The sequence below is a fragment of the uncultured Psychrosphaera sp. genome (assembly GCF_947500655.1).
Taxonomy (GTDB): Bacteria; Pseudomonadota; Gammaproteobacteria; order Enterobacterales; family Alteromonadaceae; genus Psychrosphaera.
The window spans coordinates 373,522-399,915 of sequence record NZ_CANMSK010000001.1; the positions used below are offsets into that span (position 1 = coordinate 373,522).

At 34.6% G+C, this 26,394-nt stretch carries 25 protein-coding genes; 12 read left to right on the top strand and 13 right to left on the bottom strand.

Features of this window, described 5'->3' with window-relative positions; all coding sequences use genetic code 11:
• Position 1: 1 nt before the first annotated feature.
• The 3 genes from queF (at position 2) to Q0940_RS01700 (ending at position 2,396) form a co-directional block, all read left to right on the top strand.
• Entirely contained in the window at positions 2 to 850 is an 849-nt protein-coding gene (gene queF / locus Q0940_RS01690) for an NADPH-dependent 7-cyano-7-deazaguanine reductase QueF (RefSeq protein ID WP_299263123.1), read from the top strand.
• A gap of 127 nt (positions 851 to 977) precedes the next feature.
• Positions 978 to 1,370: a ribonuclease E inhibitor RraB gene (locus Q0940_RS01695; protein WP_299263125.1), complete on the top strand. Its 393-nt coding sequence runs from the start codon at positions 978 to 980 to the stop codon at positions 1,368 to 1,370.
• Between the two features lie 135 nt (positions 1,371 to 1,505).
• Positions 1,506 to 2,396 carry a radical SAM protein gene (locus Q0940_RS01700; RefSeq protein WP_299263127.1) on the top strand — a complete coding sequence of 297 codons (891 nt, stop codon included), beginning with the start codon at positions 1,506 to 1,508 and terminating at the stop codon, positions 2,394 to 2,396.
• Between the two features lie 683 nt (positions 2,397 to 3,079).
• Here the strand turns inward: Q0940_RS01700 and Q0940_RS01705 are convergent.
• The 3 genes from Q0940_RS01705 to Q0940_RS01715 all read right to left on the bottom strand — a co-directional run bounded on the left by Q0940_RS01705 (position 3,080) and on the right by Q0940_RS01715 (position 6,489).
• Positions 3,080 to 4,909, bottom strand: coding sequence for a hypothetical protein (locus Q0940_RS01705; protein WP_299263129.1), 1,830 nt, complete (start codon positions 4,907 to 4,909; stop codon positions 3,080 to 3,082).
• A gap of 775 nt (positions 4,910 to 5,684) precedes the next feature.
• Positions 5,685 to 5,864, bottom strand: coding sequence for a hypothetical protein (locus Q0940_RS01710; protein WP_299263131.1), 180 nt, complete (start codon positions 5,862 to 5,864; stop codon positions 5,685 to 5,687).
• Between the two features lie 82 nt (positions 5,865 to 5,946).
• Entirely contained in the window at positions 5,947 to 6,489 is a 543-nt protein-coding gene (locus tag Q0940_RS01715) for a hypothetical protein (RefSeq protein ID WP_299263133.1), read from the bottom strand.
• A gap of 311 nt (positions 6,490 to 6,800) precedes the next feature.
• On the opposite strand from Q0940_RS01715, the gene Q0940_RS01720 reads away from it, so the two are divergent.
• Positions 6,801 to 7,310, top strand: coding sequence for a DUF695 domain-containing protein (locus Q0940_RS01720; RefSeq protein ID WP_299263135.1), 510 nt, complete (start codon positions 6,801 to 6,803; stop codon positions 7,308 to 7,310).
• 252 nt (positions 7,311 to 7,562) lie between these two features.
• Here Q0940_RS01720 and Q0940_RS01725 read toward each other — a convergent pair whose 3' ends face one another.
• Positions 7,563 to 8,051, bottom strand: coding sequence for a hypothetical protein (locus tag Q0940_RS01725; RefSeq protein WP_299263137.1), 489 nt, complete (start codon positions 8,049 to 8,051; stop codon positions 7,563 to 7,565).
• A 417-nt stretch (positions 8,052 to 8,468) separates the two neighbouring features.
• Here Q0940_RS01725 and Q0940_RS01730 point away from each other — a divergent pair, with 417 nt between their 5' ends.
• From Q0940_RS01730 to Q0940_RS01740, 3 genes are all read left to right on the top strand, one after another.
• Positions 8,469 to 8,861: a hypothetical protein gene (locus Q0940_RS01730; protein WP_299263139.1), complete on the top strand. Its 393-nt coding sequence runs from the start codon at positions 8,469 to 8,471 to the stop codon at positions 8,859 to 8,861.
• Positions 8,862 to 9,414: 553 nt separating this feature from the next.
• A complete protein-coding gene (locus Q0940_RS01735) occupies positions 9,415 to 9,873 on the top strand; it encodes a hypothetical protein (RefSeq protein ID WP_299263141.1) in 459 nt (152 codons plus the stop codon).
• 567 nt (positions 9,874 to 10,440) lie between these two features.
• Entirely contained in the window at positions 10,441 to 10,806 is a 366-nt protein-coding gene (locus Q0940_RS01740; protein WP_299263143.1) for a hypothetical protein, read from the top strand.
• Between the two features lie 261 nt (positions 10,807 to 11,067).
• On the opposite strand, the gene Q0940_RS01745 is transcribed toward Q0940_RS01740, so the two are convergent.
• Positions 11,068 to 11,223 carry a hypothetical protein gene (locus tag Q0940_RS01745; protein ID WP_299263145.1) on the bottom strand — a complete coding sequence of 52 codons (156 nt, stop codon included), beginning with the start codon at positions 11,221 to 11,223 and terminating at the stop codon, positions 11,068 to 11,070.
• Positions 11,224 to 11,609: 386 nt separating this feature from the next.
• Here Q0940_RS01745 and Q0940_RS01750 point away from each other — a divergent pair, with 386 nt between their 5' ends.
• Both Q0940_RS01750 and Q0940_RS01755 read left to right on the top strand, forming a co-directional pair.
• Positions 11,610 to 11,975 (top strand): hypothetical protein, encoded by a 366-nt coding sequence (locus Q0940_RS01750; protein ID WP_299263147.1) that lies wholly within the window; start codon positions 11,610 to 11,612, stop codon positions 11,973 to 11,975.
• 198 nt (positions 11,976 to 12,173) lie between these two features.
• On the top strand, positions 12,174 to 12,557 hold the full coding sequence (locus Q0940_RS01755; RefSeq protein ID WP_299263149.1) for an energy transducer TonB: 384 nt from the start codon (positions 12,174 to 12,176) through the stop codon (positions 12,555 to 12,557).
• A 225-nt stretch (positions 12,558 to 12,782) separates the two neighbouring features.
• Here the strand turns inward: Q0940_RS01755 and Q0940_RS01760 are convergent, their stop codons facing one another.
• Positions 12,783 to 13,190 (bottom strand): hypothetical protein, encoded by a 408-nt coding sequence (locus Q0940_RS01760; RefSeq protein WP_299263151.1) that lies wholly within the window; start codon positions 13,188 to 13,190, stop codon positions 12,783 to 12,785.
• Positions 13,191 to 13,365: 175 nt separating this feature from the next.
• Between Q0940_RS01760 and Q0940_RS01765 the strand changes: the two genes are divergently transcribed.
• The 3 genes from Q0940_RS01765 (at position 13,366) to Q0940_RS01775 (ending at position 16,782) form a co-directional block, all read left to right on the top strand.
• Entirely contained in the window at positions 13,366 to 13,635 is a 270-nt protein-coding gene (locus Q0940_RS01765; protein WP_299263153.1) for a hypothetical protein, read from the top strand.
• Between the two features lie 191 nt (positions 13,636 to 13,826).
• A complete protein-coding gene (locus tag Q0940_RS01770) occupies positions 13,827 to 14,588 on the top strand; it encodes a hypothetical protein (protein WP_299263156.1) in 762 nt (253 codons plus the stop codon).
• Positions 14,589 to 15,171: 583 nt separating this feature from the next.
• The gene (locus Q0940_RS01775; protein ID WP_299263158.1) at positions 15,172 to 16,782 is read left to right on the top strand and encodes an oleate hydratase; all 1,611 of its coding nucleotides are present in this window, start codon (positions 15,172 to 15,174) and stop codon (positions 16,780 to 16,782) included.
• A 179-nt stretch (positions 16,783 to 16,961) separates the two neighbouring features.
• On the opposite strand, the gene Q0940_RS01780 is transcribed toward Q0940_RS01775, so the two are convergent.
• The 7 genes from Q0940_RS01780 to Q0940_RS01810 form a co-directional block, all read right to left on the bottom strand.
• Positions 16,962 to 17,420, bottom strand: coding sequence for a hypothetical protein (locus Q0940_RS01780; RefSeq protein ID WP_299263160.1), 459 nt, complete (start codon positions 17,418 to 17,420; stop codon positions 16,962 to 16,964).
• A gap of 91 nt (positions 17,421 to 17,511) precedes the next feature.
• Positions 17,512 to 18,519, bottom strand: a complete 1,008-nt coding sequence (locus Q0940_RS01785; protein WP_299263162.1) for an MBL fold metallo-hydrolase — start codon at positions 18,517 to 18,519, stop codon at positions 17,512 to 17,514.
• Between the two features lie 354 nt (positions 18,520 to 18,873).
• Positions 18,874 to 19,212: a hypothetical protein gene (locus tag Q0940_RS01790; protein WP_299263164.1), complete on the bottom strand. Its 339-nt coding sequence runs from the start codon at positions 19,210 to 19,212 to the stop codon at positions 18,874 to 18,876.
• 71 nt (positions 19,213 to 19,283) lie between these two features.
• Entirely contained in the window at positions 19,284 to 20,357 is a 1,074-nt protein-coding gene (locus Q0940_RS01795; protein WP_299263166.1) for a YHYH protein, read from the bottom strand.
• Between the two features lie 274 nt (positions 20,358 to 20,631).
• The gene (locus Q0940_RS01800; RefSeq protein WP_299263303.1) at positions 20,632 to 20,931 is read right to left on the bottom strand and encodes a hypothetical protein; all 300 of its coding nucleotides are present in this window, start codon (positions 20,929 to 20,931) and stop codon (positions 20,632 to 20,634) included.
• A 293-nt stretch (positions 20,932 to 21,224) separates the two neighbouring features.
• Complete coding sequence (locus tag Q0940_RS01805; protein ID WP_299263168.1) at positions 21,225 to 23,123, bottom strand: prolyl oligopeptidase family serine peptidase; 1,899 nt, start codon at positions 23,121 to 23,123, stop codon at positions 21,225 to 21,227.
• Positions 23,124 to 23,284: 161 nt separating this feature from the next.
• Complete coding sequence (locus Q0940_RS01810; protein WP_299263170.1) at positions 23,285 to 26,233, bottom strand: TonB-dependent receptor; 2,949 nt, start codon at positions 26,231 to 26,233, stop codon at positions 23,285 to 23,287.
• Positions 26,234 to 26,394: the final 161 nt, after the last annotated feature.

Below are 26,394 nucleotides of genomic sequence, written 5' to 3' on the forward strand. Positions count from 1 at the left end.
TATGACTTCGAAGTATACAGAAACTGGCGCGTTAGATGAACTTACTCTTGGCAAACAAACGGCCTACGAGACAAAATATAATCCAACCTTGCTACAACCGGTTCCCCGCAGCCTAAATAGAGACGACTTAAACTTAGGTGACACCTTGCCATTTTATGGTCACGACCTATGGACAGGTTACGAAGTAAGCTGGTTAAACGCCAAAGGCAAACCCGTGGTCGCCATTGCAGAATTTGTGGTGCCAGCAACCAGCGCTAACTTAATAGAAAGTAAATCTTTTAAGCTTTATTTAAACAGCTTTAATCAAACCAAGTTTGATAACTGGGATGACGTACAACAAGCCATGGTTAAAGACTTAAGCCAATGTGCCGGTCAAGCCGTTGACGTTACTTTATTGTCAGTAACACAAGAGTCCCCTTTTCAAGTTACTGCGCTAAATGGCGATAACATTGACGAGTTAGATATTGAAATAGACAACTACGACTTTAACAATCAGTTGCTACAGTTGGATGCCGCTAATATAAAAGTGACCGAAGAATTAAACAGTCACCTATTAAAGTCTAATTGCTTAATAACCAGTCAACCAGATTGGGCAAGTATCGTCATTAGTTACACTGGATTAAAAATTGACCATGAGTCGTTATTGCGTTACTTGATCTCATTTAGAATGCACAACGAATTTCATGAGCAATGTGTCGAACGTATATTTACAGACATTAAAGCCTTATGCAATCCAACTGAATTAACCGTTTACGCCCGTTATACGCGCCGTGGCGGATTGGATATTAATCCTTACAGGACAACCAATAAGCTGTCTGTACCTCCAAGAATGAGAATGAACCGACAGTAAGGGCTGCAAATATATAAATGTGCGCTTACTAAAAAGCCTATATCACGACAAACAGCGCTTGGGTCAACTTGATAACTTAGTTACAATTGCCCCATACGCATCAGTAATCATGTATTAATGGATAGAAATGAATTTCCCAAAAGATGACACCGGCCAAATATTACAAGATATGGCAAACGCTGAATTTGATTTCAGTGGCGAATACGTAATTGACTTTTTTGCCCTATTTGACCAAGAAGCCGACGCCGACATTGTGGCTAAGCTTTTTATCGCCAGAATTGAAAACGACGAACCTTTTGTAAAAGTAGAAAGCCGTAAATACGATCACGGCGGTAACTCAAGCATTGCCATTGAACTGCAAGTATCAAAAGTAATGGAAGTAACGTACGAAAACATTACCGCCTTTGAAAAAGAGTTCAAAAAAATAGCCGAGAAAAACAAAGGCTATTCTGACGGCTGGGGCGTTTACATGGGTGATGAGAATGAGCCAGAGCCGGAAGAAGAAGATTCTTATACTTAAGTTTAAGCTACGAGATTCGAGTGGCGAGTTTCGAGTGGCGAGTTTCGAGTGGCGAGATTTGAGTTGAGAGTTTCGAGTGGCGAGATTCGAGTGGCGAGTTGAGTTTGTTTTGAAAGAGTTAAATTAGGATTAAGCATGTATCCATTAAAATATATTGAGCCTGTATTTCGTCCACCAAGTGAGTGGAAGTCCCTTATTTTACAAGTGACCAACGGTTGTTCTTGGAACAATTGCACCTTTTGTGACATGTACACTCAAGAGCAGAAAAAATTCAAACCTAAAAAACTTGAAGAAATAGAACAAGAACTCAGCGCAATCAAACGCTCAAGCATGCCAGTTCAACGTATTTTCTTGGCTGATGGCGATGCCCTTACATTACCGTTTAGGCGCTTAAAAGAGATTTGTGAATTAATAAACCAATACTTCCCAGATATCCAACGTATCTCGTCTTATTGCTTACCAAGAAACCTCACCAATAAAACCGTAGAGCAGCTACAAGCGCTTAAACAGTTAAAGCTTTCACTGGTCTATATTGGTTGTGAAAGTGGCGATGATAAAGTCCTAGAGCTTATTAAAAAAGGCGAAACCTACGAGTCATCAAAAGTCGCGTTAGATAAATTACAACAAGCGGGCATTAAACGTTCTGTGATGATCTTAAATGGTTTAGGCGGCAATGAGTTTAGTGAGCAACATGCGATTAACTCAGCTAAGTTAATGAATGACACTCAACCTGAGTATTTATCCACGTTAGTGGTCTCCTTCCCTCTTGGTCAAGAACGCTTTGCTAAAGAGTTTCCAAACGGCTTTGAATTACCTAACCAACTTGGTTTGTTTAAAGAAATGGAAACCTTGTTAACGCACTTAGAACTGGATAAAACCATATTCCGTTCAGACCACGCCTCCAACTACTTAGTGTTAAAAGGTATTTTAGGTAAAGACAAAGAAGCTTTATTGAGCCAAGTACAAGCGGCGATTAATACACCGAATATGATACCGCTTAGGGAAGAATGGCAAAGGGGGTTGTAACTTTTAGGCCAAAAAGTGGGTGGCTTTTTTGGCCTGTCGGCCAGTGGTTTGGTGTTAATTGTTAAGCCCTAATCTATTCTGAAAGTTCTTATTTCACCTGCGGCGCAGCTTGTCAGTTCCCGACACAACCTAAGCTGGCGCCTGCTTAATTCCATATTTTAAAAGATAAAAGACTGTTTCACCTGCGGCGGTCACCAAGTAAACTTCCCTGTATTGATGACATCCCATCATCCCTGATGTGGTAGGTTGTCAGTTCCCGACACAACCTAAGCGAGTACATCCATGTACTCGACAATACCTTTTTGCAATAGCCAAAAAGGCTGCACTTGAATTCTTTTAATATGATTACTGTTAAATTGTATTTGTGTGGACTTTAAGGTTTCGCCTCTCGGCGACCATACCTTTTTTCAACAGCCAAAAAAGGTAGGCGAAAAAGGCCGCTTCCAACAAAATCTAATACTTTATTAAATAGTTATTTTTGTTTACAAAAAAGGGCTAGAAAATCGTCCCTGACAACCAGCCCTTTCTCAGCATCCCGGCTTCGAATTTTATAAAAAATAATATTTAACAAAGTGATTTTGTGATGGAGGGGTAAAGCGGAGCAAAAGCAAAAAGCCTATTAGCTGACGCTAATAGGCTTTTAATTGTTAAATTCAAACGTAATAAATTATGTGCTTAATTTATTACTCGCTCTGTTTTGTTTGCAATCTTTCTTTCATTCTATTGTTTATTTTTTCCAAAACTTCATAAAGATTCGTAAGAGCTCCTTTCTTTAAACTTGGTTCCAAGCCCTTAATTTCCTCTGAAAGTAATTTAGTAGTCTCTACTAAGATTTTATGCTCAGTATTCAAAAAATCTTCAATATTACTAAAATTATATTTATTGCCCATGTACAGAAAAAAATCAGCAATATCTTTTGCAGTCCAATCAGTAAAAATACTTACTAGCTCAGTTGCTTCAAAGTTATGTAAAAAAGGTTTATGTTCATACTTATCATATAAGTCTTGAACTATTGATCCGAATGATTTTTTAAATGATTCAATAAAATCTGCTTGTTCACCGTATTTAAGCTTACTTTGAAACTCAGCCTTTTTTTCAGCTCTTAACTTAACAATATCTTCATTAGCAAGAGATCCCATCCAGTGAAGATCCTTAACACTTTCTATGTCAAAACGTTCAAATTTAACATCTTTGCAAATCTCTAGGATTTTGTCTTTTGTTAAAGGACTTGTTATAAACTCTTCTTCTATGAATGAAAGTAAAAAATCAGAGTAATTAAAAAACTTTATAAAATTAATATCGGCAGTTGAATTAAGGTAATTAACCATGTCTTCAACACCTTGTTCAAACGCATTCGGTTCCATTCTAAAGCGTAATTCATAATTAATAACTCTATCTAAAAGAGTAGTTGTTATGGGTAAGTTTAAAGCTTCAACTATATTTTCCTCAGTGAATTTATCTATTCCCTCACAACAGAAATCGACTAAATATATGTAGCCAGATAGGTTGAATAAAATGTCATCCAACCTTGCTTTTCTTAACCTTTCTTTTTTAACAGTTTCAGACTCTTCTTCGGACTTGCCATCAAAAATATCAGTCGTTGGAATCTTGCCATATAGTCCAGAACTATTTAAATTTTGTTTGATTTCTTCGACAGAGTAATTATCTTCGTAATATGCATAACAAATTTTTACTATCGCTTTTAAAATATTAGCATTGGCAATTTCTAGGCTGATATTTTCAATTTTAATGAACTTTTTCTGTAATTGTTCAAATTTACGTAATGCTCTTTTTAAGACTCTAATATTTGCTAAATTAATGTCTTTAGATATGTTTAATACTTGAACTAGATGTGTATCCAACCGAGATGTTAATAAATTTGGATAATCCGTTTTTAAAAATTCAACGATTTGTTTTGGGTTGTATGCAATGGTTATTGTGTCATGGAAGGTTTTTTCTAAATCGGCTTTTGCATCAATTTTTTCAGAATTAGCAATGACTAAAATTTTAACATTGTTTTTTTTGTCTACTAGGTTAAAGCACTCACCTAAAATATTTTTTATCGTTTCAGGGTTAGATACTCTTTCTAAATCATCAAAAATAAAAACTTTGTTCGATAAGTTTGAATAAAGACTGTATTTATAAGCCCCTGAGATACCCTTTAATAAAGCGCCAATACCTTTTTCCGACTGGTTTATACCGGTAGCATCAGCGATCTTTATAAGGTTATCCGTTAATTTTTTCGTATCCTCTGTACCTGACAAACACACAGAAATTACCCTATCTCTAAAATCCTCAATATTAGAAACTCCATACAGTGACATCATATGGCATGACGAACTTGAGTATTTTTTATTTAAATGAGGAAATAATTCGTTGTAAACATAATGTGTTTTACCACTTCCCCATTTCCCATCAACTAAAACCATTGGTGGAAATGAATTATCTTCAAATAATTCAACAACTCTTTTTTTACCAAAATCTATAGAGTTAACTTGAGAACCTTCTGACATTTTATCATCCTTGTTACGTTTACGAATAACCGACTGACAAACATCGTTGAACTACTTTTTAAGTAATAATTTAGATATTCTAGTCATCATTATTCATTATTATTTGTATTTAAAGTGGGCACCCACTCTAATTTGCTAAAACATTGAAGTCAATTTGAGTTCAGCTCAAGATTTTGCTTTTATTATTGGAAGAAGGAAGCATTCGAATGATTGTTTTTTTTAAGTGATTAACTTACGATTCGTAGGCTCTTTATTCAAATTAAATATTTTACTGATTTATATGTTTTTTTGTGGGGATAGGTCAGACTCTGACCTGTTTTATTCTTTAATTTAACCCTGACCCCTTTTACTTCTTTATTCTTATATTGAGCATTAGTTTTAATATAGTGATCCTATGTACGCTAAGGTTTCGCCTCTCGGCGACCATACCTTTTTTCAACAGCCAAAAAAGGTAGGCGAAAAAGGCCGCTCCTAACCAATATTCTATTTTTCAATAAAACTAAGTTTTATCTTCCAAGACGGGATGAACATTCGTCCCTGAACACCATCCCTTATTCGACGTCCTGTCTCATACTTTCGAAAACTTATTTTATTTCAGGAATATTTAGATGGAGAGGTAAAGCAGAGCTAAAAGCAAAAGCTGGGCGAATATAGCGGTTAGCCAGCAACAATTGACTTATGTGTTTTATCGAATTAGATTGGATGTCCACGTTATCGTATATTTTAGGCATAAAAAAAGGAGCTTATTAGCTCCTCTATCACTCATTAGTAGCAACTAACAAGCTTCCTTACGTGATTCTTGCCAAGGATACTGTTTTGCTATATGAGGGTTTTCTGCTTCAATCTTAGTCATTAGATCACCATTAATTCCAAATAAATTTAAAGCTGTATTACCAGTTTCAATCAAATTTAATAATGTTTTTTCAAATGAAATTGTTTGTGCGTTCATAGTCATGTGTAACCCCTTTTTTAAATATCCTTGATAACTATATGTAGTTATCAAACAATATCAGATAAAAGTCAAATAATTTGACTTTTTATTTTTCATGCAAATTCAACACCATACCTTCAGATCTTGTAGTGTAACTTGCATCATATTCAAATCCCATATCTACAAAATTAGAGATTGTAGATGGTACGGGATTTATTTGTACAATTTTATCAACAACCATACTTGTATCGGCTGTTTCAAGACAAATCTTTAATGCGGACAGTATATCAATTATCAACCGAATCCAACCACATTTATCAAAAAAAGTGTAAAAATTTGATACCTCTGTGTAAAATATTTCGAAGGCGCAAGTGTCAGGATCTATTCGTCCTAATACATAACCAACAGGCAAGTTGTTGGTATATATAGCGAACTTTAACGGAGATTCCCCCTCCATATACATAGCATCTGAACCAGAAACCTCTGCATCCCAATTAAAATGTTTTTTATTTTTAAGTGTTGATAAATCATTTAATACTAAATTGGTGCAGTAACAAATTTTGAAATTATACTTTGCAAATGTTGGGTGCTTATCCAAATAAGCTTGAATAGCAGGGTAAGCATCGTTTTGAAATTTTACTAAGTCCACAAATCATCCCTTTTTCGTTTTCATGCATTATACCTAGATTGTATATAAAAGATACTATACATTCATACAGTTTAATTTTATCACCAAAATAAAACGGATCAGGGTTATTTTAAATCTGTCAGTCATAGCTCGAATATGTAATAGCTCGTTTTCTCCAAAACAAAAAACGTTTGTTTATGCATAAATCAGCTGCTAAGTTATTACTGTTCTTATAATTTATAATAAATAAAAAAGTTTATTAGCGGAATAAAACCACCTGTGGATAACTTCCTTTAACAGGAGTTCGCGCTAATACGCTGTTAGGTGTCATTATGAAATTATTAATAATCATGATCAGCTTCATATTTAGTTTTAATGCACTTGGGGATACTAATAAAATGAGCTTAAAACAAATTGTAGAAAATGATAAATGGACTGTAGCTGAAGGATATTTAGGTGAAGATAAAATGTTTCTTCGATATAGACATGAAATCAAGCATTCAACTGATGTTTCAAAATATCCTAAAGCGATTCATGTCTTCTGGAAATATGAACCTAATGATAGTGGAATGCCATCTGCAGAAGTCAATAAAGATATGGGTGTGTTTGAAGAGCACTTGGTAAATGCTTTAGAGGTCGATATGTCAGGTGTTATAACGGCGATTATAACTAAAGAAGGCTCTCGTCATTGGCTTTTTTACTCTAAAGATACAAATACTTTTGCATCTAAACTTCAATCTATACCGCATAAAAATAGCGCATACCCGATTGAAATTGAAGCTAATAATGATAATGAGTGGAAAGATTATTTTGAGAATATGTACATACCTCCGCGCACCTAACAAGAGATAACATGGACACCCACTTTAATTTGCTACAACATTGAAGTCAATTTGAGTTCAGCTCAAGATTTTGCTTTTATTATTGGAAGAAGGAAGCATTCGAATGATTGTTTTTTTAAGTGATTAACTTACGATTCGTAGGCTCTTTATTCAAATTAAATATTTTACTGATTTATATATTTTTTTGTGGGGATAGGTCAGACTCTGACCCATTTTATTCTTTAATTTAACCCTGCTCCCTTTTGACCCCTTTTACTTCTTCACCTCAATCTTATTACTACTTATACAATTGATTTTGCCTTTAGGTTTATTCTCACATAGCTCTGCAGACAAAAAATACCCATCTTCATTTTGAAGATCATAATACAATTCAATTGCATTTTTAAAAAACACTTTACCTTTAAATTCGTTGAAATCTAAAACGGATTTATTCTCAAATTTACATTTTGCATTAATGTGTGATTCTAAAGGTATTGAAATTCCTTTTAAATTTGATATTAATAAATTTAAGTCCCCCACACTAGACAGACAAAAGTTATAATTTACTTTTGTTAAAGAATAGGATTCATTGAGCAGTAAAATATGAATTTCATCACCATGCTGGCTTACTCTTAAAGTACTAGCATTTATATTACAAACCCAAAATAGAGCGAAAATCACAACTGATTTATTTAAAATTTTATTTAGTAGCAATGTAATTGGGTTTTCCATATATATTGTTAACTTTCCAATAGTTATCATAAGTTAAATACTCCATTGTATTATTAATTTCTGTAATATTATTTGTTAATCCAGAAGTAAATTAACATTGCCATCCACCTTAAATTAAGTCAATAAAACGGGTCAGGCTTATTTTAAATCTGTCACTCATGGCTCGTTTATGTAATGGCTCGTTTTCTCCAGAAATAACGGGGATATCCATCTTAATTTGGATAAAACGGGTCAGGGTTATTTTAAACCTGTCACTCATGGCTCGATTATGTAATGGCTCGTTTTCTCCAAAACAAAAAAACGTTTGTTTATGAATAAATCTGCTGCTAAGTTATTACTGTTCTTATAATTTATAATAAACAAAAAGTTTACTAGCGGAATTAATCCACCTGCGGATAACTTCCTTTAACAGGAATTCGCGCTATTACGCTGTTAGGTGTAACCAAAATGAGAGTATTGAGCGTAATTTTATTTTTCTCAATTAGCTTCTTGGCAAAGGCTGAGAATGTTCCATGCTGGATGAACCCAGATACTATTCCTGAAATAACACAGGTTGCGGTGCTCAAAACTCATTTATTACCAATAAACCTAGATGCACCTGAAAATGATTTAAAAGTAAGAATCTCCCATAAAGATTTTCGATTCATAGCAATTGGAGGCTTTGGTGTCGAATATCCAGGACTTAAAAATAAGGAGCTATTGTGCACTCATGGGTTTCGCTTTATCACTGGCACCTCTGATGGTCTAGAAAGTAAAGAACACGGTGAACTCACACATGCCTTTAAGGTATATGCTAAAAAGTACAACATGAAAATGGAGGGGATCATTGGTGGAAAGTAAAACACCTAACACATATGAACCTTCTCCCGTCAAATAAGCAATAACATCTTTTTTAGCTGCCGTTAGGCAGCTAATTTTTATTGTAATAATAAAACTGGTCAGGGTTATTTTAAACCTGTCACTCATGGCTCGATTATGTAATGGCTCGTTTTCTCCAAAACAAAAAACGTTTGTTTATGCATAAATCTGCTGCTAAGTTATTACTGTTCTTATAATTTATAATAAATAAAAATTTACTAGCGGAATTAAACAACCTGTGAAGAACTTCCTTTAACAGGAATTCGTGCTAATAAGCTGTTATATGCTTCTCGGAGGTTATGAAATAAAACGGGTCAGGGTTATTTTAAATCTGTCACTCATGGCTCGAATATGTAATGGCTCGTTTTCTCCAAAACAAAAAACGTTTGTTTATACATAAATCTGCTGTTAAGTTATTAGTATTATTAAATAAAAAGTTTACTAGCGGAATTAATCCACCTGCGGATAACGTCCTTTAACAGGAATTCGCTCTAATAAGCTGTTATGTTTTTAAATGAAATTTAGAGGTAGTTTAGTGAAAATAGTAAAAGGTGAAGTAAATCAAGTTCAAATATCTAATGTTGTTGAAACTGAAGGTGCTAAAGATAATCAAAAACAGGTGACGTATCATGTCCATAAATTCATGTTAAATGGGACTATGTACACTTTTAAAAAAGCAGGTGCAGCTTTAAATATATCTAATGGCAATGAGATTTCGTTAGCTGTAGGAGTTTTAGGTGGCGTATCAAAAATATACAACCATTCATCAAATGAGTTTTCACACCACAATCCTGCTGTCACCGTGTATAGGTTTGCTTTAATTATGGCTTTTGTATTATTTGGCTGGCATTTGGCTGCTTCTAAGTTGTTTTATAAGTTTGCACCAACCGATTTTCACAACCTTCCGATCCTTACTCTAGTAATTGTAATATGTTTAGGTGCTTACCAAGTAGTAAGAAATTTTCAAATATATAGCAAGCTCAAAACAAAATAAAACGGGTCAGGGTTATTTTAAATCTTTCAGTCATGGCTCGATTATGTAACGGCTCATTTTCTTCAAAACACAAACCGTTTGTTTATGCATAAATCTGCTGCTAAGTTATTACTGTTCTTATAATTTATAAGAAACTTATTAGTGGAGTAAAGCCATCTGTGGCTAAATTCCTTTAACAGGAATTCGCTCTAATAAGCTGTTATGTTTCAAGGATGATGATGAGTCGAGTTTCAACAAAAGAGTTATATTTTATTGGAGTTGTAGGCGCTCCATACTATATTTTTGCTGTGGTGCTAGCTTCAGTGTTAGCAGATTATAGTAGTTTAGGTTTTTTGATTCTTTTGCCTCTTTGGTTTATCTACGACCGAATTTCACAACCTACCTATATTAACAACGTCGTAAACGGTAGTTGCAGTAAGTATAAATACACATTAATATCAATAACCTATCAGTTTATATTTATCTTTTTAATCACAATTATTATTGGTGCAATTGAAACATAGAATAACAAAGCCCCCTTCTTTATTTTCTTCAATTAAATAACATGGACATGCTCAAGAATTTATTATGTTTAAAAAGACTGTAAAAGATAAAGATTACATACCCAACTATATCCCTACTAAAAAGCGAATAGAGAGGTTGATTCTAATTATTGTTCTTTTGGCTTACGGTGGATATGGGTTATTTAAAGGTGAGCTTTATTTAGCTTATGGCCGTGGGGATGTCACTCTCTATGGGAATGCTATCTATATTGCATTTTCTGCTCTTGTAGTTGCTGTTGCTTATTTAGCGCTAGGCATTGTTGATCATTACGATAAACGTAACAATGAACATGTTTATCGTCGCTTTGAAGCCATTTTAAAAGGACTTGCGGTTTTAATTTTGTTAACTGCAATATTTGTAAATTATATTCACACAATTGAATTACAGTAAGAAGGTATATGTTGTGGATTTCAAGTTACGTTTAAATAATTACATTGTAATCAATGACGCCAGACTTTGACCAGGAAATTTGAGAAAAGTATTATTGTATAAATAGGAACTGATGTAGTTGTTTTAGGTCAGAATAAAAATAAAAAACCTATTAGAGTCAGTTAATAGGTTTTTAAATTGTATAAGTCTATTTTCTATTGATAATAAAAATAGGCTTAACTAGATATAATAATTAATCATAACAAGTTTACAGTTAAGATATTATTTTTCTTCACAAAATACTCTACAGTATTCGTTCATACCCATCATACACTTAAGTTGGGCTGACATTGAGCATTGATTATTTGCTAAAGCACTAAAGGTTGCAGTTAAAGATAAAACCAAAGCGATAGTAATTGCTTTTTTATTTTTTTTCATTATTAATATTCCTTCATTGATCCTCAAATTTATAAACTTACCGCCTGAGGCTTACGGTCTTAATAAAATACACTCGACTTTTTTATTCACCAAACAAATAAATTTCACCAATTGCATTAATTTAATTAACCTAAAATTATGAAATAATAAAACGGGTCAAATAAAACCGTTCAGGGTTATTTTAAACCTGTCACTCATGGCTCGATTATGTAATGGCTCGTTTTCTCCAAAACAAAAAACGTTTGTTTATGCATAAATCTGCTGCTAAGTTATTACTGTTCTTATAATTTATAATAAAGTTTATTAGTGGAATAAAACCACCTGTGGATAACTTCCTTTAACAGGAATTCGCGCTAATAAGCTGTTATGTTGCTGAGGAAGCAGTATTGAAAGTTTGTATATTAATCCTAATTTCGCTGTATTCTTCTAGTGCCTTAGCATGTTTTTCACCACCGCCAGGCTTAGTAGAGGAACATGAGTTTCAAGCTAAAACTTTTTTTATCGTTGCACTCTTATTTCTAACTATGTCTATCTTGCTGCGTTTTTTATCAAATAGAAAAAGGATTTGGGTTCCACTCTTATTTATAACTACCTTTACCTATTGGCCAGCATATATTTGGCATTGGGGACATGCCTACTCTGGCGCTTGTGGTATGCCAGAAATTGTTTTAGCATTCCAAATATTAGCCAGTGGTTTTGCGGTATTATTTACCTACGAAGTATGGCACTTTTATAAAGCTAAACGCGAATAATAACGTGGACACCCACTCTAATTAACCAAAATATTAAAGCCTAGATTCAGGTTGAATTTTAAAAATTACTATTACTGGCAATTAGTTAACGACTCTGGTAAAAATAAGTAATTCTGAAATGTGATCGATGGATTGGTAGAAAAACGTTCAATTCGCTCTCTATAAATATGTTATATAATTAAAAAAGGCTTTACGAAAATGATTAAAAATAAAGTTTTCATTCTTGTTCTATTGAGTACACTGACCGGTTGTCAGTCGACCTCTAACCACACTAAAAGTGTTCCGCCAACCATAGCTAATGCAGTTGAAAATAGAACTGAAATAAAACCGATTATTCATATAGAAGCAATGTATCCCAAAGATGCTATGGCGAAGAATATAGAAGGCTATTGCCGAGTTTCTTTTGACATAAAACTGAACGAACCTAGTAAACCTCATAACATCAAAATTTTAGAATGCTCACCTAAAGGTGTATTTGAAAATAGCTGTACTAATTCAGTAGAGAAATGGCTTTTTGTCGCCAAGAACACTTCTGAATCTCCAACAGGCCTTATTACAACCTGTAAATTCAAACTAGGTTAAAAATTATATATAAAACGGGTCATATAAAACGGGTCAGGGTTATTTTAAATCTACTCATGGCTCGCTTATTTAACGGCTCGTTTTCTCCAAAACAAAAAACGTTTGTTTATGAATAAATCAGCTGCTAGGTTATTAGCATTATAAGAAACAAAAATTTATTAGCGGAATAAAGCCACCACTGGATGAATAACCAACCAATTGGAGCCCCCTTTTATTCCTTTATTTTTAACCTTTCGTTGTTATCGAAAAATTCTGAATACTTGACTCTTTATTTTTATAAAGGACAACTACTAAATCTATTTCTACATTTTTTCCAAGCTTGATATTATACCAATACCTTTTGTGACCTAGTATCATATGTGCCAAATTAGAAACATCCCTAATATAATCAATAGTAACATCGCTTTTATCAATTCGTTTAAGAACGGCTTCAGCTCTTTGATAGGCGGTTTTCGTCGACTTTTGCTCCAAAATTAAATATTCAAGATAGCTCTTCACATCTGTAGTGCCCATTACAAGAGCAAAGCTTACGATTTTGCCATCGCTTTTACTAGGTGAACTGTAATATTGATACCCCACACTTAAACCTAAAGTACTTAGTAATAATACTAAAGCAATTGAATAACGTCTCATTGCTTATAAACCTCAAATAAATTTTCATCTGTCCTGATGGTATCACGTCGAATCAATAAGGTTAGAACACTTGATTTATGAAAACTAATCATAAAAATGCTAGCTGAGGTTGGAATCAAACGGTTACCAATGGTGATATAGTAAGGAAAACAGTCAATTAAATGGGGGATATAATATGAACAAAGAAACAATTATTGATGAAGTGATTGATGCATTTTTAGACGCTGGATTTGTAAAAGAAGCGGACAGGTTAACTAGTTTCAAACTTAAGCTATTATCTGATGATCCACAAGAAAGAGCCAAAGCGTGCAAAAATATAACAGGGTTCTGTCAACTTAAAGTATGGGGCGATCTGGCTGTCCATAATAAAGGTCAAATATATGGAACAGTTAATGAGTGGAATGCAGCTTTGACACAACTATCTAGTTTTTCAAAGAAAGCGTAATATCAAAAATTAATGGCTACCAATAAGGTCAGTGTCTGACCACATTGATAATCATTTATTTCAATGTATGTTATGTGTTTTTTTCTGAACATTTTATAAAGTCACTAATATACACGGATAGTATTGCTTAAGAGATGGAGTGAGCTGTGTTAGTCTATTTTTAAATAAACAAAGAGTTGAAAGTAGTCATCGTGAATAAATTAAACACCACATTTCTTTCGTTTTGTACGTTATTTCTTGTTATGGGGTGTACACCCAAGATTGAAACAAAAGCTTATCCCGTATTTTTAGATCCCAGTATTGATATTACCGATCGCTCAAATGACAACTTTGAAACAAGCGATATAGCACTATCTAAACAAATGGACTTACTTTGGACTGAAAATAATAGCTTTAAAGTTTCATTGTTCGATAGCGAGCTTGACGCACAAAGTAGAAAGTTGGGGATAGTTAATAATTGTACTTCAATGATAGAGTTATATTCTGCAGGATATGAACCACAAGCCTCTTATGGGGTTTATCGTTCTTTATATATTCAATGTAAATTAATTGATGTGGCAAAGTCTTTACGCAGTTCTGATACATCTTATTTGAGTGATTTTAAGCTTGATTTTGACAGTATTAAAAACTTACCTAAAAATATGGCCTTTATCGTTGCAACTTCACAATACAATCGTATTTTAAATGACCCTAAAATAAAAACATTAAATGACGCATCTAAAATTATAGAGGTATCTGAAGATGAACATGGACAAGTCTTCGCTGAGGATGATTCTGATGGATTACAATATATGTCTATTTTGGCGAAAGGTGATGTTAATAACGATAATATTGAAGATATAGTCATTAAAGTGGTTAATGCTGTTAAGCAAGGAAGTTATACCGCTTCTCATTTATATGTACTAACAAAAACGAAGAGTGAGGGTGATTGGATTTTATTAGCCGACGAATGAGCGAAAAAGCTATCCTTCTTTAATTAAAAAAATAACGTGGACAGCCACTTTAATTCCCCCTTAATTTGATCCAAAATGATAGTAACGAAATATACAATAACCAACTAAAAGAGAAAACCAACCTTGAAATGAGTTTAGATCTGAACTTAAGCTATAAAGACCAAAAGCAATCAATATTGACGCTATAAAATATCCCATATTTTCCTTTTTAAAATCCTAAAAAATAACGAAAACCGCATCTTTATTTGATGCTCTGTTCATGTGCCCTTTTGGCCCTAAAGCTATTTAAGCCACTTAAGCCTTGCGAATATATGCTTATCAGCAATATTCGTGTTTGGGTCATGCAACATTGCTAACCCAAACACGGCGGTTAATCACTTAAAAATAGTATGATGCTCAGTACCAATTAAATTAATAACTGGACTACAAAAAGCTAAGCTATGCAAACAGTTTTCTCTCAAAACTGACTAAAGTTGTTCTATATCATTTAAACTTTAATTCATGAAAACAAACATTTGACTGAAAAAAGTCGAAGCGTATATTTTTACTTATTGTTAAATAATTCTTTAACGGAGTAAATACTATGAGCAATTCTAAAATTTATTTAAACGGATTAGGATTAGCTTCCTTATCAGCTGCTGTTTACTTAGTGCAGAAAGCTGGTTTCAATCCAGAAAACATTCACATTTTTGAAAAAAATACTGAAACGGATTTAGTGGGTGGATCAATGGATGCATCTTTTAAAATGGTTGATGGTAAACCTGTTTACATAATGCGAGGCAGCCGTATGTACGAAGATAAAGTATATTGCTGCACCAAAGAATTTTGGTCATTAATACCTTATGACGAAAATGGTTCATGCCTAGACGATTATGAAGCCAATGCTAAAGAATGCCATATGGACACTGTGGTTAGACTATTACATGCAAATGGTGAGAAAGATACGGGACACGACCTTGGATTAGGTGCGACTGAAGCCCTTCAAATGGCTCGATTAATAGAAATACCAGAATCTAAAATACCAGCAGACGCTAAAATCACTGATTATTTTAGTGAAGATTTTTTCAAGAGTAATTACTGGTATATGTGGCGTGCTCTTTTTGCTTTTCAGCCATGGCACTCTGCGATAGAGATGAAGCGTTACATGAAACTATTTTATCACCGTATGTCTGATATGGATAAAATGACCTCTTTAGAACGTACACGTTACACAAACTACCACTCGTTCATTCTACCTGCTATTAAACTCATAACAAAAAAAGGCGTTCAAATACATTATGATACTTGTATTACGGACGTAGACTTTAAAGAAAGTGATGATAAACGTTGGGTAGAACGCTTACATTTAAAAAATTCAGAAGATAAAGCCCTAGATTCAATAGAAGTTAGGCCACAAGACAAAGCATTTTTGACAATTGGCTCAATTGTTTCTAATCATTGTTATGGTTCTCATGATGAGCCTGTATCTACAACACCGGTAGAAAAACCAGGCGAAGCTTACGAGTTATGGCAAAACATTGTAGCCAAACAAGCTGACTTAGGTAGACCAGACCGTTATTTACGTGATGTTTCACTTTCTAGAATCATGCACTTTACCGTCACGTTTAGAGGAAACCTGTTTGAAAGAAAATTCCAATGGTTAGTTGAACGACAAATGGGAGTACAAAGCCCCTTACCTTTAACACAATCTCCATGGATAATGCATGTACACACCTATCGCCAGCCTTTTTATCCAGGTCAAGCGGCAGATACTTGTGTAATTTGGGTTTCGGCATTAGGTGAAGATAAGATTGGTCAATTTGTAAAAAAACCTATGTATGAATGTACTGGAAAAGAAATTCTAGAAGAGCTCCTAGGACATTTATGGGCAGATCTAAACGAAGACGAGAAAACAGAACTTCTTGAAACATCTTACTGTGTACCTTGTAGATTACCTTACGGGATCTCTCAGTTTTTACCTAGAACCGAAGGTGACAGACCTCCTGTTGTACCTAAAGGCTCGCAAAACTTTGCGCTCTTAGGACAATTTGTTGAAATACCAGATGGGATAGTTTTCACAACCGAATATAGTGTTCGTGGGGCTATATTAGCCATTAACAAATTAATAGACCCATCAATAAAACCACCTGAAATGTACTTTGGTCAACACCATTTATGGGATAACTTAAAAAATGTAAAAGCAATTTTAGGTTAATCACGCTGGCGCTCGTTTGTAACCAGCGTTATCAGCAAGTTATAAAAATAATAAAACAAAAGCTATCTATTTACTTAGGTAGCTTTTTTTGTGTTTTAAGATGTTAGTAGGAAGCCCAATTATGATCGTACCCACTTTGATTTATATTAGTATGTAATTATCTAAAGGTGGGTTCTATATTATTTATCTTGATTGCTAGATGTTTCATTATATTGGTAGGTATTCTTTTCACCATCTATAACTAATGAAAATTGAAATGCTTGATCATTGGTATTGGTTGCTTTCACTTTAACCTGTATTTTATTTGTAGCTAAAGGCAAACATTCAATATTATCAATAACAATATCGGAGTGGTCGTTATTAATTTCTTTAAAAGTAAATCCTTTTACTGGTTTTAATTGAGTCTGTGATTTGTTTAAAGCAACAATATCTACAAACAATAAATTTTGCCCAGAATAATAAAGGGTTATTAGCCTAAAGTGCCCAAGCTTTTGATTAACTCGCCACTCTCCACAAGTTTCAATTTTTTCTATTGAAGCAAATAACGATTCATTAACCTCTTGATAAGAAACAACACGCCCTAAAGCCAAAGGAGCGGTTGAAAATAATAAGAAAAAACAGATAAAAACTAACTTCATGGGTAAGTTCCAATAATTCAAAAAAGATAACCGGGACACCAAGTTTAATTTGTCCCAGTTTAAAAGTGACAGTAACGAAATATACAATAACCTAAATTGAATAAGGCTTTCCAAAAGTAGGAACAATTACTTTTAGAGGATCCATGTTTAATTTCTTAATCTCCTCTTGAAGCGTCTCAATTGGATCATTGTATCCCTCATCGGTTAACTTGAAAGTCCCAAAGTGGATCCCTATCATCTTTTTACTCTCTATATCTTTAAATGCTTGTAAAGCATCTTTTGGATTAAGGTGAGCATCTTTCATAAACCATCTAGGCTCATAAGCACCTATTGGAATCAAAGAAAGATCCGGTGCTCCTAGCTCCTCTTTAATTCGTTTAAAGAACTTCCCATATCCGGTATCGCCAGCAAAGTAAATCTTATAAGCGTTTTCAATATAAAACCCACCCCAAAGCATTTCTCTTTTATCGAATATCCCTCTAGCCGACCAATGCTGTGAGGGAACAAAAGTAATCTTGGTATTATTAGTGGTTATACTTTGCCACCAATCTAGATCGACAGCGCTATTAATTCCGTTATCTTCTAAAAATGACTTCGTTTTCAACCCTGCAACAAATTGGGGGCTGTCTCTATCGTTTAAACGATTGAGCGTATCAAGATCTAGGTGGTCATAATGATTATGAGATATAAGAACGATATCAATTGAAGGTAAATCATCAAAGGCAATTGCAGGTTCAACAACTCTCTTAGGGCCAGCAAATTGAACAGGTGAAGCTCTGAGTGAATAATGAGGGTCGGTTAATATGTTTATATTATCAACCTGAATAAGTACTGATGCATGGTTGATCACAGTAATAATTGGCTTTACTGATCTTTGGCTAGAAGGTTTAAATTGCTTGGAGTCAATTTTATCCGGCCAAGGAGTAGATTCACTAATACTCTCTATTCTCCACTTTAGCAGGTCAAATAAACCTTTATCTTCAAAGGGCTCAATATTATCAAATTTAACACCATCAAAAGGAGCGTTAGTGTTTGCATGAGGTGGAGATGTACATGAGGAAAGTAAAACGGTAAATATTAAGACTGATAATCTTTTCATGTAGTTTGCTCATTTTCTCTTAGTATTTATTTACACCAAATATACATTACGTAACATATAAACTTAAATGTTAAAGTAAACTTGAAAGAAAATAACGTGGACACCCACTCTAATTTCCTCTAATTTGCTAAAACATTGAAGTCAATTTGAGTTCAGCTCAAGGTATTTTTTCTATCACTGAGGGAAGAAATATTGAAGAGGTTATTTTTTATGTCATTGACTTACGAGTTGCTAATCAATGGGGTCTCCCATTGATACTTCCACCAAACTAAAAAGCCACTATGGCTATTTAATTATCCATTGTGGCTTTTATTTGAATCTAGCAATAAGCCTCTTAAACGTTAGGTTAGAATATTATTTACTCTTGTTTGCTTTATTATCTTTTTGAGAGTCCTGCTTTTTTTGATTCGCTTCAATATTATGACTATGTTTATCAGACTCTACTTTTTGTATAGGTTGATTCCTGACACAGGTTAAGTCATGTTCTGAGATATATTGGCAAGTACCTATGTATAAATCGTTATGCCCTCCATTGTATTGGCAAGCTTGTGAACGTTCTTTTTGTTTACATACTTCTAGCGCTATTTTATTTAATGAGCTGGAATGCGCATTAGCGGTATTTATGGTTTGCATTAAAAACATACTCGCCACTGCCACATACACAATGTTAAATGGTCTGCTTTTTATAAGCATTAAATAAGCTCCTACTTGGTCTTGCTATGATTGTTTAGGCGGAAAAGCTGGTTTTGTTAGTTTCTGGCGGCTTAGTCTCTTGGCGGTTTACCGGCCTTTGGTGGTCTGCCGTCTCTTGGTGGTCTTCCATCCGCTCCAGGAGGAGGCCCGGCATGTTCGTCAGCGCTTCTAACGGTTTCTCCGCTAATGCAGCCAATGATCATGTTTTCACTTGGACTAGCGGCATGATAATGATAACCACGTACTTCGTCCGTTGAGCCTCTACATTCGTCTAACGATTCTTCTTTGCCTAGTGCATCTTCCATTGCATAAATGCCATAACCGTCCGGTGCATAACCTACTAATGGCGCATGTCCATCATCTGTGGTCACAGTGTCGGTACAACCTGTAGTTGAATGGTAGTGATAACCTTGATGTACATTAATATGACCACCACAATCATCAAAAGCAGCAATTGTATAGCTACCTAAAATAGCATCTACAGGTGCAGAGCCAGATAACTCTGCGCCATCTAACGCAATACCTACGGTACGTACACGTTGAGCTTCTTCGGCTTTAATTGGTGTAGTAGGTATTAAATAGGTGCGTGAAAAGTCATCATCTAGGTAAGACATTAAACATTCAATACAGTTTTGTTTGTATTGCTCTTCTACATCAGGCTTGGCAGCCCCCAAACACGAAGCTTTGGTATCTGTGTAACGGATTTTATTGGTTTTAGGATCATACAACATCCAGTTAGGATCGTCGTAATAACGGCTTAAGTTAACAATAAACTCCCCTGTAATATCAATCAAATCACCACTGCCACTTTTATCGAACCAAGCACCGCCAACATCGGCTCCGTCAGAAGTATTTCTAGGACAAAATGGCCCAGGTTCTCGCATGGCAGGAGCACCAGATGTTTTTAGCTCATAACACGTGGTTTTAGTTCTTGCGGTTGTTTCACAGTCAACAATTTTAGGAGGTAGAATAAACGCACCATCTTTAAATAAGGAAATATCCAGTCCAGCCTGAATATTGGCTTTACCTGCATTTAGCTGACTATCGTCTAACTTTGGCGCATTCTCACATCCTTGTAATACCACTAAGGTTAAAACACTAGTACACAGCAATAAACCTTTGTTTATACGATTTAATAATTGCATGGTAAGTAGATCCTTATTTCACATTTGATTCAATTGAATTAACTATACCCCTAAATAATACAGATACAATGTGTAAACATTATGGATTATTTATTAGATATTTTTCTGAAAACAAATGAATACATAACAGGGTATTAACGGGGAAATAACAAAGAGCTAAGTAACAAAGACATACATGTTTATTTGGGTTTATTTCACACAGTCTCTCTTCTAATTCTTTCTACTGACTCTCTTATTGCCAACCTTCTTAATTCACAGTCGCTTAATTCAGAATCTATTTAAGCTTTGCGAATATATGGTTGTCGTAGAATTGGTCATTTTTAAAGATGGCATTTTTTAATACCGCTTCTTGTGTAATCCCAATTTCACCGGATTTTTGATATTCAAACTCCCCACGGTTAACACCTATAAAACCAACTAAAACACCGTTAAAACAAATTGCTTTAACTAGTGGACTATTGCTGCCCTCTTCTATCCACAAGCGCACATCTTCTTGCGTGTATGGTGAAGGAATTTTGGTTGAAAGGTACTGAGTTACTGACTCGTCGTTTAATACGGTAACTAACCTTTGCATGTCGTTTTCAGTAAAGCTTTCTGTGTCGTTTGCTATGAAATCCCTAAGTACAACCACTCAAGTTACTTTTTTGTTAAATTTGAATACGATTAAGGACTCAAACGCTATCTCGAAAAAGCGTAAAGCACCAACCTAATCTGCACAAATATATGCAGATTATGGCTACGAAAGTTATATTTTTTTACTTCAGATATATAAAAATCCGATAAATATAATTTATCGGATTTTTATTTAATTGGAAAAACCACTATTATGCTAAATGCTTAATAGAGCAGTATCAAACTACAATTATTTTACTGAGCTTTAGCGGTATATTTATCTAAAAACTCTAGCATGGCTTTCCATCTTTCAACATTATTTTCAGGTTTGTAAAAACCATGACCTTCACCCGATTTCATCATCCATTCATAAGGATGATTTCTTTTCTTAAGAGCGTCTCTTAAGGCAAAAGCATGCTCTTTCGGTACTCTTTGATCCTCTTCACCTTGGATGATAAATACAGGAACCTTGATCTTATCAACATTCTTTATTGGAGACTGAAAGTCTCTATCTTCACCAACTGGTAATACACGATTTAAGTAATTTTTCCCTGATTTATTTCGAGGAATATCTCCTTTCTCGAACATCATGTCTAGATCATATACGCCTACAAAACCAATGGTACATTTATAGAGATCTGGCTCTCTAATTACATTTTGCAAAGCTGCATAACCACCATACGAAGCACCGTAAACACACATACGATCTTTATCCACAATTCCTTTTTCTACAAGATGCATAGTTCCGTCAGTCATATCATTGATCATTGTTGTGCCCCAATTACGGAAGCCTAGTTTATCAAATGATAAACCGTAACCACCAGAGCCTCTAAAATTAGGTTGTAGAACAGCATAACCGTGAGAAGCTAATACTTTAGCATCTCCATCTATTCGACTAATCGTGTCGTAAAGGCCGTGAGGACCGCCATGTGGAAGCAAAATAAATGGTAAATTTTCAGGTTTTCCTTTTGGCAATGTTAATACTGCAGATATCTCTAAACCATCTCTTGTTTTGTAAGTGATTAATTTTGATTTTGGCATATCAACATCATTCAACCAAGGTCTACTTTCTGCCAATGGAACTAATTTTCTTGCTTTTGTATCAAACAAGTAAAAGTGAGTTGGGTTATTTACATTTCCTACACGAAGAACAACTTTTGAATTGTCTTTTGTAGTAGACGTAATATTAACCGCTTGCCCTTTAAATGTGTTTAATAAGCTAGCTATTAACTTTTGAAAAGATTTATTTTTAACATCCGATAAAAAATGTGCATCTATAGTGTTGTACTCATACGAAACACCAAATATTTCTTTAATCTTTCCTTCTTCACTAAATAAAATTGGGGATACATCTACTTTTTCATGAGATGCTAAAACTTCATGTTTTTTAGTTTCAAGGTTGTATGTGGCAAGAGACCAAGTATCAGTCTTGATTGTACTTAAACCAACTAGAGTTTTATTATCCTCTAGAAAAACGATTGGTCTAAAAGATGGTTCATATGCCCCTGATTTAAACAATACTTCCCATTCATCATCGACCGTTTTTCTTCCTAATAGAACACTTTCATTGTCTTTGTTAGGATCTGCGCCATCCATAGCTAACACATTACCATCTTGGTCAGTATAAACGTTGGCGCCAGAACCTCTATATGCTCTTAAAGGAGCTCTGCCCTGACTTTGTTTTCTACCATTACTTACCTTCATTTTGTAAATATCTAAATAAGGTTCTCTTGATGTTAAATCTACACTATAAATTAATACAGAGTCTGGATCATCTGGTAAAAGATCAATCACTTGGGAGAATCGCTTGTCACCACTTTTTGCACGCCAACCTGTTAATATAACTTTATTTTTACCATTAGCGTCCATACCAATTAGTTCACCAGTGCCAAAAGGAACTTCAAGTGAGCCAACTTCGCGTGCCATAGAAAGTAAAAGTCGTTCGTCATTCAACCAGTCAAACGTATTTACTGACTCTTTCCCTCTTCCTCGAGTTACAGAAACTACTTTTTGCTCTTCAATATCTAATACCGTTAATAAAATAACCCCGTTTTCATCTCTCGAAGTAGAAGCTAAGTATTTACCATCTGGTGATATTTTAATATCCAAGTATAGAGATGACTTTGAATAAGCTTCTAAAATATCATTATCCACTGCAGATACTGCTACAAATGGTTTAATGAAAAGTGAAAATACACCCGTCCATATAAAAAAAACTATTATTTTTTTCACAATTAATCCTTAACTGATTTTTAGTAAATTTTTATTAAAAAAAAAGCCTTTACTAACGTAAAGGCTTTATTAGTTACACTAGTTTAGAAATTATAACGTAAGTTAGCAAATGCTCTACGACCAACAAAGTCAGATTGAGAAATAAGCGCTGAGTTACCTAAATCAAAACCGCTTGAAGAAATTCTCGCTGGTTCTTTATCCATAACATTGGCAATACCAAATATTAAGTCTAATTTATCAATAGAGAATCCTGCTGATACTGAATGATAAACAGTATCAGGAATTTCATCAATAAATGTAACAGTTTCATCATTTACAGTCGTTGTATTTGTTTCACTAAAATAGTACTCATAGTCATTGGTAGCTGAGTAATATGTCGTTGTCCAAGTTACATTGAAATCGTCGTTACTATAAGAGAAACGAGCAACGCCATTGTGTTCTGGATTACCATTTTCACCGATTAAGTTATTGTATTCTGAATCTTCAAACAATTGAGATACACGTTTGATTTGTTTTGTGTGCTCTAAAGAGAAGCGAAGTTCACCAAATTCAAACTCATCTTGGTAAGTAAATTGATAGTCAATACCTTCAGCTACTTGATTAGCAATATTTACATAACCACCATTAACTTGATCGATACCAAAGTCATATGCATCTGACCCGTCTCTACGTGTAAATAAATTACAAAGAGGTTCATTAGCAAAATCAGTAGAGCTGTAACAACGACCTACTATGTCTGATCCACCTAAGCTAGAGATTTCGTCTTCAATTTCAAATTTATACCAATCTACTGAAAACGCAAATGTTTGCTCAGGGCTTGTCCATACAATACCAGTACCTTGTGCAGTTGAAGTTTCAGCACTTAATCGACCAGCACCACCACTTGTTACTAATAATGCTGAACTTCCTGGATTCTCATAATCTGTTGGAATACCATCAGCAGCACAGTTAGAGTAAACTGTTTCAGTTATGTTACCTGAATCAAACTCTGTTTGATAATCAACACAAGGGTCAATTGCGAACTGACTACCGAAACTAGTTTGTTCTGCCAAATATAGTTCAAATAAAGCAGGTGAACGGAATGATGTACCTTGGCTAGCACGAATGTTTAGACCATCGATAATTTTCCAGTTAAGACCTAACTTGTATGTAGTATCACTACCAAAAGTATCAACATCTGTAAAACGTGCTGACGCAGTTACATCTAGTTTTTCAACAAGGAATAAGTCTTCTATAACTGGAACCAAAAATTCAGCATAAACAGCTTTAGTTAGCTGATCACCTTCAGTAATACCTGAGCTTGATAAGCCCCAAGAGTTACCATTAAGTGTATGTTCTCCTGGAGTATCTTTAATTTCATCTTTTTGTATTTGGAAACCAATTGCAACACCAACTTCACCAGCAGGCAATTCGAAAAGATCACCACTAACATAACCTTCTATAGTTTGCTGTCTATAAGTAGTGGTGCCTTTATCTGAACCAAATAAGAAATCATTTTGTTCAGCAGTTCTATTACCATATAAAAACTCAGGATCTGTCCATGGGATATCTACACACGTTTTACCACTAAACTCAGTTACTTCGCCATTACATGTTGTGCCATAATAAGCGTTTACCTGAGCCATATACATAGAGTCATAGAAAATTATTTCTTGATCGTATGAAGCATCATTATAACTATGCTGGTAAGATACATCCCAAGTCCAAAAACCTATGTCACCTGTAGCGCCTATTACGCCACGAGTATAATTAACTTCAATTTCAGAATCAAAGTGATCTGTTAAAGCTACTGGGAAAATCGCAGCGTCAGAATCACTATCAAACCCTTCATAAGAACTTGCTGGTAAAGCACCAACTTCAGCAGTCCAGAATTGACGGTAATCATAGGTTTCTGTAACACGTTGACTGTGCATGAATTCACCGTATAACATGATGTCATCAGTAATATTATAATCACCAGTAAGGTAAAGTGATGCTGTAGTTGTCTCAGGTATTAACGTCTGTTTTGCTAAATATGGATGTTGTAGATCCCACCAACCTTCACTCGCATAATCATCAGCATAAGATACCGGGTACCAACCTTCTGGTGTTGTTAAAGCAATATCTTTATCATTAATGCTTTCATAGCCATTCGCTGCAAAGAAACCATCATAATCATAGGCGGCTTGTAAGCTACCACCTAATGCAGTGCTTGGTTCACCATATAACCAAAGACCATAACCTGTTTCACTACAATGAGCTTCGCCAGTACGAGGATCAATAGGGTCGTTACGAGTACCATCTTCTTTAAACTGAAGTCTTTCTGTACAATCTAAGTAATCTCTGTCGCCACGTTGTAACATAGATTTATTATTGTAATCAGCTGTTACACGGAATGAACCTTTATCAAATTGTTCACCATAAGAGATATTGATACGTTTTTCTTCACCGCCGGATTCAAAAGGTTGGCTAATATCAACAGTGACACTTTTGCTATCACCTTTTTTAGTAATAATGTTAATTACACCAGCTACAGCATCTGAACCATAAAGTGCTGATGCACCATCTTTTAATATTTCAACACGCTCTACCGCTGATAAAGGGATACTGTTTAAGTCAAATGCAGATACTGCACCTCTAGTCCCAGCAGGACCGGCACGTCGACCGTTTAAAAGGATTAACGTTCTTTGAGCCCCTAAACCACGAAGAGATACAGATTCTGTACCAGTACCACCGTCAGTTACGAAACCAACAGTTAAGGCCGCTGTTAACTGGCTTGAGCCACCTGCAGCTGTACTAGTTCTTAATAATTCACCTAACGTTTTCATTCCTGATTTTTCAGCATCGGCTACTGAAATAATATCAATTGGAGTATCATTTGCGAACTCATCAGTTCTAATACGAGAACCGATTACGGTAATGCGTTCAGCTTTAGCTGACGCTTCAGGGTCTTCATCTGCTGCAAACGCATTAGTTGCAGGCAATACTGACGCTGCCGCACCAAATGCTATAGCTAAACGCACAGACTTAGCTAATTTGTTATTTATAAACATGTTTTTTATCCTTGTTCCACTTGAAATATTGTTTTTAGTTATTAGATTATTATTATTTAATAATTTTATTTATTATTATTTTAATACTGATCCGATCAGAACGGAAATCAGTTAACAGCTTGATATTAACTTCATTAAATGAGATTGGTCAACCATAAAAA